Source organism: Faecalibacillus sp. H12, assembly GCF_013361255.1.
Classification (GTDB): domain Bacteria; phylum Bacillota_I; class Bacilli_A; order Erysipelotrichales; family Coprobacillaceae; genus Faecalibacillus; species Faecalibacillus intestinalis.
This window is the reverse complement of the sequence record NZ_JABWDK010000025.1, coordinates 21,632-27,911: the sequence shown is the minus strand read 5'-3', so window position 1 is coordinate 27,911 and position 6,280 is coordinate 21,632. Positions and strand designations below refer to the sequence as shown.

8 protein-coding genes are annotated in these 6,280 nt (G+C 28.0%); all 8 read left to right on the top strand.

From position 1 onward, the window contains the following. Positions 1-184 precede the first annotated feature (184 nt). The 8 genes from HUU89_RS11930 (at position 185) to HUU89_RS11895 (ending at position 6,277) form a co-directional block, all read left to right on the top strand. A complete protein-coding gene (locus HUU89_RS11930; RefSeq protein WP_167693747.1) occupies positions 185-358 on the top strand; it encodes a hypothetical protein in 174 nt (57 codons plus the stop codon). A 58-nt stretch (positions 359-416) separates the two neighbouring features. Continuing rightward, positions 417-1,769, top strand: a complete 1,353-nt coding sequence (locus tag HUU89_RS11925) for an MATE family efflux transporter (protein WP_147579460.1) — start codon at positions 417-419, stop codon at positions 1,767-1,769. Positions 1,770-1,780: 11 nt separating this feature from the next. Continuing rightward, positions 1,781-2,200 carry a PPC domain-containing DNA-binding protein gene (locus HUU89_RS11920; protein WP_022001844.1) on the top strand — a complete coding sequence of 140 codons (420 nt, stop codon included), beginning with the start codon at positions 1,781-1,783 and terminating at the stop codon, positions 2,198-2,200. Between the two features lie 11 nt (positions 2,201-2,211). After that, positions 2,212-3,132, top strand: a complete 921-nt coding sequence (locus HUU89_RS11915) for an aldo/keto reductase family oxidoreductase (protein WP_032090605.1) — start codon at positions 2,212-2,214, stop codon at positions 3,130-3,132. Between the two features lie 95 nt (positions 3,133-3,227). Beyond that, positions 3,228-4,373 carry a DUF2812 domain-containing protein gene (locus HUU89_RS11910; protein WP_175301863.1) on the top strand — a complete coding sequence of 382 codons (1,146 nt, stop codon included), beginning with the start codon at positions 3,228-3,230 and terminating at the stop codon, positions 4,371-4,373. A 154-nt stretch (positions 4,374-4,527) separates the two neighbouring features. Further along, positions 4,528-4,920 carry a hypothetical protein gene (locus HUU89_RS11905; protein ID WP_175301862.1) on the top strand — a complete coding sequence of 131 codons (393 nt, stop codon included), beginning with the start codon at positions 4,528-4,530 and terminating at the stop codon, positions 4,918-4,920. 79 nt (positions 4,921-4,999) lie between these two features. Further along, a complete protein-coding gene (locus tag HUU89_RS11900) occupies positions 5,000-5,281 on the top strand; it encodes a hypothetical protein (protein WP_175301861.1) in 282 nt (93 codons plus the stop codon). Between the two features lie 78 nt (positions 5,282-5,359). Further along, positions 5,360-6,277 (top strand): calcium/sodium antiporter, encoded by a 918-nt coding sequence (locus HUU89_RS11895; RefSeq protein ID WP_175301860.1) that lies wholly within the window; start codon positions 5,360-5,362, stop codon positions 6,275-6,277. Positions 6,278-6,280 lie beyond the last annotated feature (3 nt).

Below are 6,280 nucleotides of genomic sequence, written 5' to 3'. Positions count from 1 at the left end.
AAATATAAGAAAACTGGAGCAGGATATATTTCCCCTCCAGTTTTAGTATAGAGCCTCTAAATAGAGGACCTCTTTTTCATGTATATATACTATAAATACGTTTTTTAGGTGTTTAATACATACTTATGAAAACAATATTTCTTTTATTTATCTATAATAAAGATAGATAAAGGGGGTAGCTATTATGAAGTATGCAATATTAGATGGAAAATTAACTCATATTTCTAAAGTGAAAAAAGGAACAATTGCCAGAGTTTTTGGATACAGTGATGATTTAGTAATAGCTGTAGGTGGTAGGGAAAGAAAATATTGGAAATATTTAGATGTGAAACGTACAAGAATGTATCAAGAATTATAGGAATAACATTGTTTATTCCTTTTTTTGTTTGTATAATAGAATTATTGGAGGTTATAGGATGAAATATGGAAATGAGATAAAAAATATATGTCATCTTGCATGGCCTGCTATTATTCAAGAAGCAATGAATACGGTAGTGACTTATGTAGATACAGCGATGGTTGGTTCTATGGGAGCAACAGCTTCTGCAGCAGTTGGTTTAACATCTACTGTTACTTGGTTGTTAGGAAGTATTTCGGTTGCCTTTGGAGTGGGTGTCTTAGCCGTATGTGCTCAATCAGATGGCGCTAAAGATTATAAAAAAGTACAGATTGCGGGTCAACAAGCCTTATTTATTTCTTTTATTATAGGATTGATAACAACTATTATTAGTATCATAATTGCTCCATTTTTACCTGGTTGGCTCAATGGTGCCAAAGAAATAAGGCATGATGCTTTTTTATATTTTTTAATTGTATCAGCACCATTTATATTTAGAACATTTATTATTATTCTCTCTTCAACTTTAAGAGCTGTTAAAGATATGAAAACACCAATGATGATCAATGTTTATATGAATATAATCAATATCATTTTAAATTTCTTTTTAATTTATCCGACAAGAAAGATATTTGGTATAACTGTTTATGGAGCTGGTTTATCTGTAGCCGGAGCAGCGATAGCTTCAGCTATTTCTTATATTGTTGGAGGAATTTTGATGTTTAGACATTATTATCAAAATAAAATCTTTGATTTTAAACATACAGGATTTCATTTTCATAAACCAGTATGTTTAGAATGTTTAAAAATTTCTATTCCTGTTGTTATGGAAAGAAGTGTTATTTGTTTAGGACATGTTACTTTTGCTTCGTTGATTGCTAAATTAGGAGTTGTTTCTTTGGCAACACATTCGATAGCAATTCAAGCAGAACAAGCGTTTTATGCACCGGGGTATGGTTTCCAATCAGCAGCAAGTACACTTGTAGGAAATGCTGTTGGTGAAAAAGATGAATCTAAAGTTAAAAGAATGACGTATCTTACATGTGCAATTACTTTAAGTATCATGGCTATTGCTGGTGTTTTATTATTCATAAATGCTCAAAATATTATGTCGATTTTTACTCCTGATCAAAAAGTTATCGCTTTAGGAACTAGGGTATTAAGGATTGTTTCTATTAGTGAACCAATCTATGGTATCTTGATTATTTTAGAAGGAACTTTTAATGGAATGGGGGATACCAAAGCACCATTTGTATTTTCTTTGATTACGATGTGGGGAATAAGGATTTTTGGTTCAATGCTCATGATCAATGTCTTTTCATTTGGACTTGAAAGTGTTTGGATCATGATGGTTTTAGATAATATTTCTAGATGTTTATTATTATCAACACGTTTTTTGAAAGGAAAATGGAAATATCGGGTTTATCAATAGGAGGAAAGAAAATGAAATATAAAAAATTTGAAAATACAATTATTGCAAGAATTGATAAGGGTGAAGATATTGTTGAACAAGTTAAAAATATTGCTTTAAAAGAAAATATCAAACTTGCAAGTATTCAAGCTTTAGGTGCAATTAATGATTTTACAGTCGGTGTTTTTAAAACAAAGGAAAAGAAATATTATGCTAATGAATTTAAAGGTGATTATGAAATTGTATCTCTTACGGGAACTATTAATACAATGAATGGTGAATATTATAGTCATATGCATCTATCTGCTGGAAATGATCAAGGAGAAGTTTTTGGTGGTCATTTAAATAAAGCAATTGTTTCAGCAACATGTGAAATGGTTATTCAAGTCATCAATGGACAAGTAGATCGTTACTTTGATGAAGAAATTGGTTTAAATTTATTAAAATTATAAAGGAGCTATCTATGGAATATTTAACATTACCACAAACGGATTTAAAGGTATCAAAGATTGCTTTAGGATGTATGAGAATTGCTGATAAAAGCATTGAAGAAGTGGAAGAACTTGTCAAAACTGCTCTAGAATCAGGAATTAATTTTTTTGATCATGCAGATATTTATGGTGGAGGAAAATCAGAAGAATTATTTGGTGAAGTATTAAAAAGACATCCTGAATATAGAAAACAGATGATTATTCAAACAAAGTGTGGTATTGTTCCTGGAAAAAGATATGATTTTTCTAAGGAACATATCTTAAAATGTGTCAATGAATCATTAGAAAGATTACATACAGATTATGTAGATATTCTTTTGCTTCATAGACCAGATGCTTTATGTGATCCTCAAGAAGTTGCTGAAACTTTTAATGAATTATATGAAGCTGGAAAAGTTCATTATTTTGGTGTTTCTAATCACACACCTTTACAAATAGAATTATTAAAGAAATATTTAAAATATCCAATTATTATTAATCAATTACAATTATCAATCGTTCATTCAGTAATGATTGATTCAGGATTAAATATGAATATGAAAGAAGCATTTGCGCAAGATAAAGATGGTGGTGTTTTAGATTATTGTCGTTTAAATGATATTACGATCCAACCATGGAGTTCAATCCAAGCTTCTTGGGCGGAAGGAACTTTTATTGATCATCCAAATTATCAAAAATTAAATGATGTTATGCAACAATTAGCTCATAAATATCAAGTAACTAAACCAGCAATAGCGATTGCTTGGTTACTTCGTCATCCTGCACATATGCAACCAATCGTAGGGACAACATCCTCTCAGCATTTAAAAGAAACAATTAAAGCATGTGATTTTACGCTTACAAGACAAGAATGGTATGATCTCTATCTTGCAAGTGAAAAACCACTACCATAGAAAGTTGCTTAGGCAACTTTTTATATACTTTATAATAAAAATAATATTTATTGAATAAATATAATATATTGATATAATAAAGATGGGTGATGTTTATGAAATATAAAAGAATATCTACAAAAGATTATTTAGTAAATGAAGATCAATTTATTGATTTATTAGAAAATAAAGCTTTAGAAGGATGGTATTTAAAAAATATAAGTCTAAATTTTTTAACATTTGAAAAAAGAACACCACAAAGAAAGCATTATAAAATATATTATAAACAAATAAATAAAGATATAAAAGAAGCAGGATGCCGTATTATTGTTAATTATTTCGGGTTACAAGTAGTAGAAGTTGAAGATCTTTTTGCTCAACCTTTAAAACAAGATGTAGGTGATAAAAAAGAAATCTTATCAACGATCTATAATTTTACAACTCATTATTTTTTAATGATCATGGCCATTGTTTTATTAATTGCTTATCAACCTTTTAAAATACATGGGTTGCCAAGTTTACCTTATTTGACTTTTTATTTTGGTACTTATTTATTTTATACTGCTGTAAGTCTTATAAGCTTCTCTTTGTTCTTTTTTGGCTTATGTAATCTATCACATTTAAAAAAAGTAATGGAAAATAAGCCCTTTTATTTAGAAAATATTTTTAATACTTTATCTAAAATAAATCTTTATGTTGGGATTATTTTGATTTTATTAGATTTATTAAAACAAAATGGTTTCAAATCATTTCTGATTTTACTTATTTCTTGGTTAATTGGTTATCTTGGACATCTTTATAAAGAAAAACATCAAAAATCTAATGCGATTGTTTATCTTTGTGTTATTGCTACAATTGCTTTAAGTTTGTATGACCATCCAGCAGATGGCGATCCTTATAACGCTATTGAACCTGTCCAAAGCTTACAACAACCTTATAGCTATGAAGATGGTGGAATGTTATATCAAGGATATTCTATTGAAGGGGATCATGGAATGATGGAAGGCTATTATAAAGGATATACGGCGGCTATTTCAAAAGGTATTTTTGAATATCAAGTAGAAAATATTTTTAAAAATAAAATAGCTTATAAAAAAATTATTCAGCAATATCCTCTGATAACTCAAAAAGATAGTGATTTATGTTTTAAATATAAACAAAAATATGTTGTATTAAAGGGTCAAGAAGTTTTTTATATCAATAACAAAGAAGGATTACCACTTTCTAAATATATTAAATATTATCAACGATTAAAGATCTAAGAATTTCTTAGATCTTTTTTGTATTAAAATAATAAAAATAATATTGATATATAAATAATATAATAATATAATAAAAGTAAGGAAAAGATAAATTACATCTCTAGGCAAATAAAGTATTTATTAGAATATATGTAGAAAGGAATGTGAGATTTATATGAAGATAATAGATAAAGTATGGGTCTTTGATTATTTAATGGAAATTTTGATGATCATGACCATGGTTTGTGGTCAAAGCTTACTTACAAATTCTTTAAATTCTTTAGGATATATTAGTATTCATATTAGTTTTATTATTTATTGTTTATTTTATTTTTTACCTATTTTATATTTTATTGCCTTATGGAATAGTGATGTCATAGATTATCGAAAAAATATAATTTTACTTATTATCTTATTTATCTTTAATAAATTATTTCATGGAAATCAAGTTCAACTTTCTTTTCCATTACCTGCTATAGATTTTTATGTAGTTATTTGTTTAATTATAACGATAGTATTTTATATAAGGAGAAAAAATGGTGAAAGTAAAACTTATTTTAAGTCTTGATCAATTAGAAAAAGCATATAAGGAATATAAAAAAGCCTTTCGTTTTTCTGGGTTATTCTTTGGTATTCATTAAGAAATAATGGAAGATAAAGATTTTGAAAAATATTTATATTTTTCAAGTGATAAAGTTGAATGTTATGATATAGAAAAACATAAGCTTTTTGAAATAGACTATGATGATTTTTATGAAGTTGATCTATCTTTAAAACAAAAGGTAGTTTGTATGTTAGTAACAACAAGCAATCAACAATATTCTTTTGAATGTAAACAAGATGCACGTTTTTTACAAATAATTGATCTTTTTGAACAAAAGAAAATAAGATATATAGATAGAAGTCATTTTATTTCAATCAAGCGATAATCATTGAAAGAAGGGAAATTTACCCTTCTTTTTCATTTAATGAATAAATCTTAATAGAATGAAAACAGGAGGGATAAAATGATTTATTCGCTTATTGTACTAACAGCAGGCTTTTTTGTTTTAGTGAAAGGAGCGGATTGGTTTGTAGATGGAGCATCTTCACTGGCAAGTATTTTTCATGTTTCTCAATTAGTTATTGGATTGACGATTTGTGCGATGGGAACCAGTTTGCCAGAGGCAGCTGTTTCATTAGTAGCAGGGTTAAAAGGAAATTCAGGAATTACCATTGGGAATGTTGTTGGAAGTAATATTTTAAATATTTTGATTGTTTTAGGAATGAGCGCTTTGATTACAAAAATAAAGATTGAAAAATCAACATTGTTCATTGAAATTCCTTATATGTTGCTTTCAAGTCTTGTTTTACTTGTTATGGGAAAAAGTCAACAAGTTGTATCGTTTCAAGAAGGACTTATTTTAATAGGTATGTTTATCATTTATTTACTTTATTTGTTTTGGCTGTCACAAAAAGAAAGTGAGGAGGAAGTTTCTCCACAATACTCTTTTATAGGATGTGTGTTGTTGATTGGTTTAGGCATCTTTTTTGTTATGATTGGTAGTCAACTGGTTGTTAAAGCAGCCACTCAAATAGCTTATTGGTTACATTTTTCTCAAAGATTCATCGGTTTAACGATTGTTGCTTTTGGAACATCGTTGCCTGAATTAGTAACCTCTTTACAGGCAGCTAGAAAAGATCATGCGGGTATTGCGATTGGAAATATTGTCGGAAGTAATATTTTTAATATTTTATTTATTGCTGGAGGTGTTTCTTTAATTTGTCCAGTACCTTTTGAAAGTAAATTTATTGTAGATATGTTTGTAGCTATAGGAAGTGGTTGTTTATTATGGCTTTTAACGATTTATCGACATGAATTAAATAGAATAGGTGGTCTTTTGATGTTACTTTCCTATGTGATGTATTTAATCTATTTGTGTTAAATG

Bases quoted from the DNA above. Each gene is read 5' to 3' on its own strand.
- HUU89_RS11930 (WP_167693747.1), top strand. From the start codon at position 185: ATGAAGTATGCAATATTAGATGGAAAATTAACTCATATTTCTAAAGTG.
- HUU89_RS11925 (WP_147579460.1), top strand. From the start codon at position 417: ATGAAATATGGAAATGAGATAAAAAATATATGTCATCTTGCATGGCCT.
- HUU89_RS11920 (WP_022001844.1), top strand. From the start codon at position 1,781: ATGAAATATAAAAAATTTGAAAATACAATTATTGCAAGAATTGATAAG.
- HUU89_RS11915 (WP_032090605.1), top strand. From the start codon at position 2,212: ATGGAATATTTAACATTACCACAAACGGATTTAAAGGTATCAAAGATT.
- HUU89_RS11910 (WP_175301863.1), top strand. From the start codon at position 3,228: ATGAAATATAAAAGAATATCTACAAAAGATTATTTAGTAAATGAAGAT.
- HUU89_RS11905 (WP_175301862.1), top strand. From the start codon at position 4,528: ATGAAGATAATAGATAAAGTATGGGTCTTTGATTATTTAATGGAAATT.
- HUU89_RS11900 (WP_175301861.1), top strand. From the start codon at position 5,000: ATGGAAGATAAAGATTTTGAAAAATATTTATATTTTTCAAGTGATAAA.
- HUU89_RS11895 (WP_175301860.1), top strand. From the start codon at position 5,360: ATGATTTATTCGCTTATTGTACTAACAGCAGGCTTTTTTGTTTTAGTG.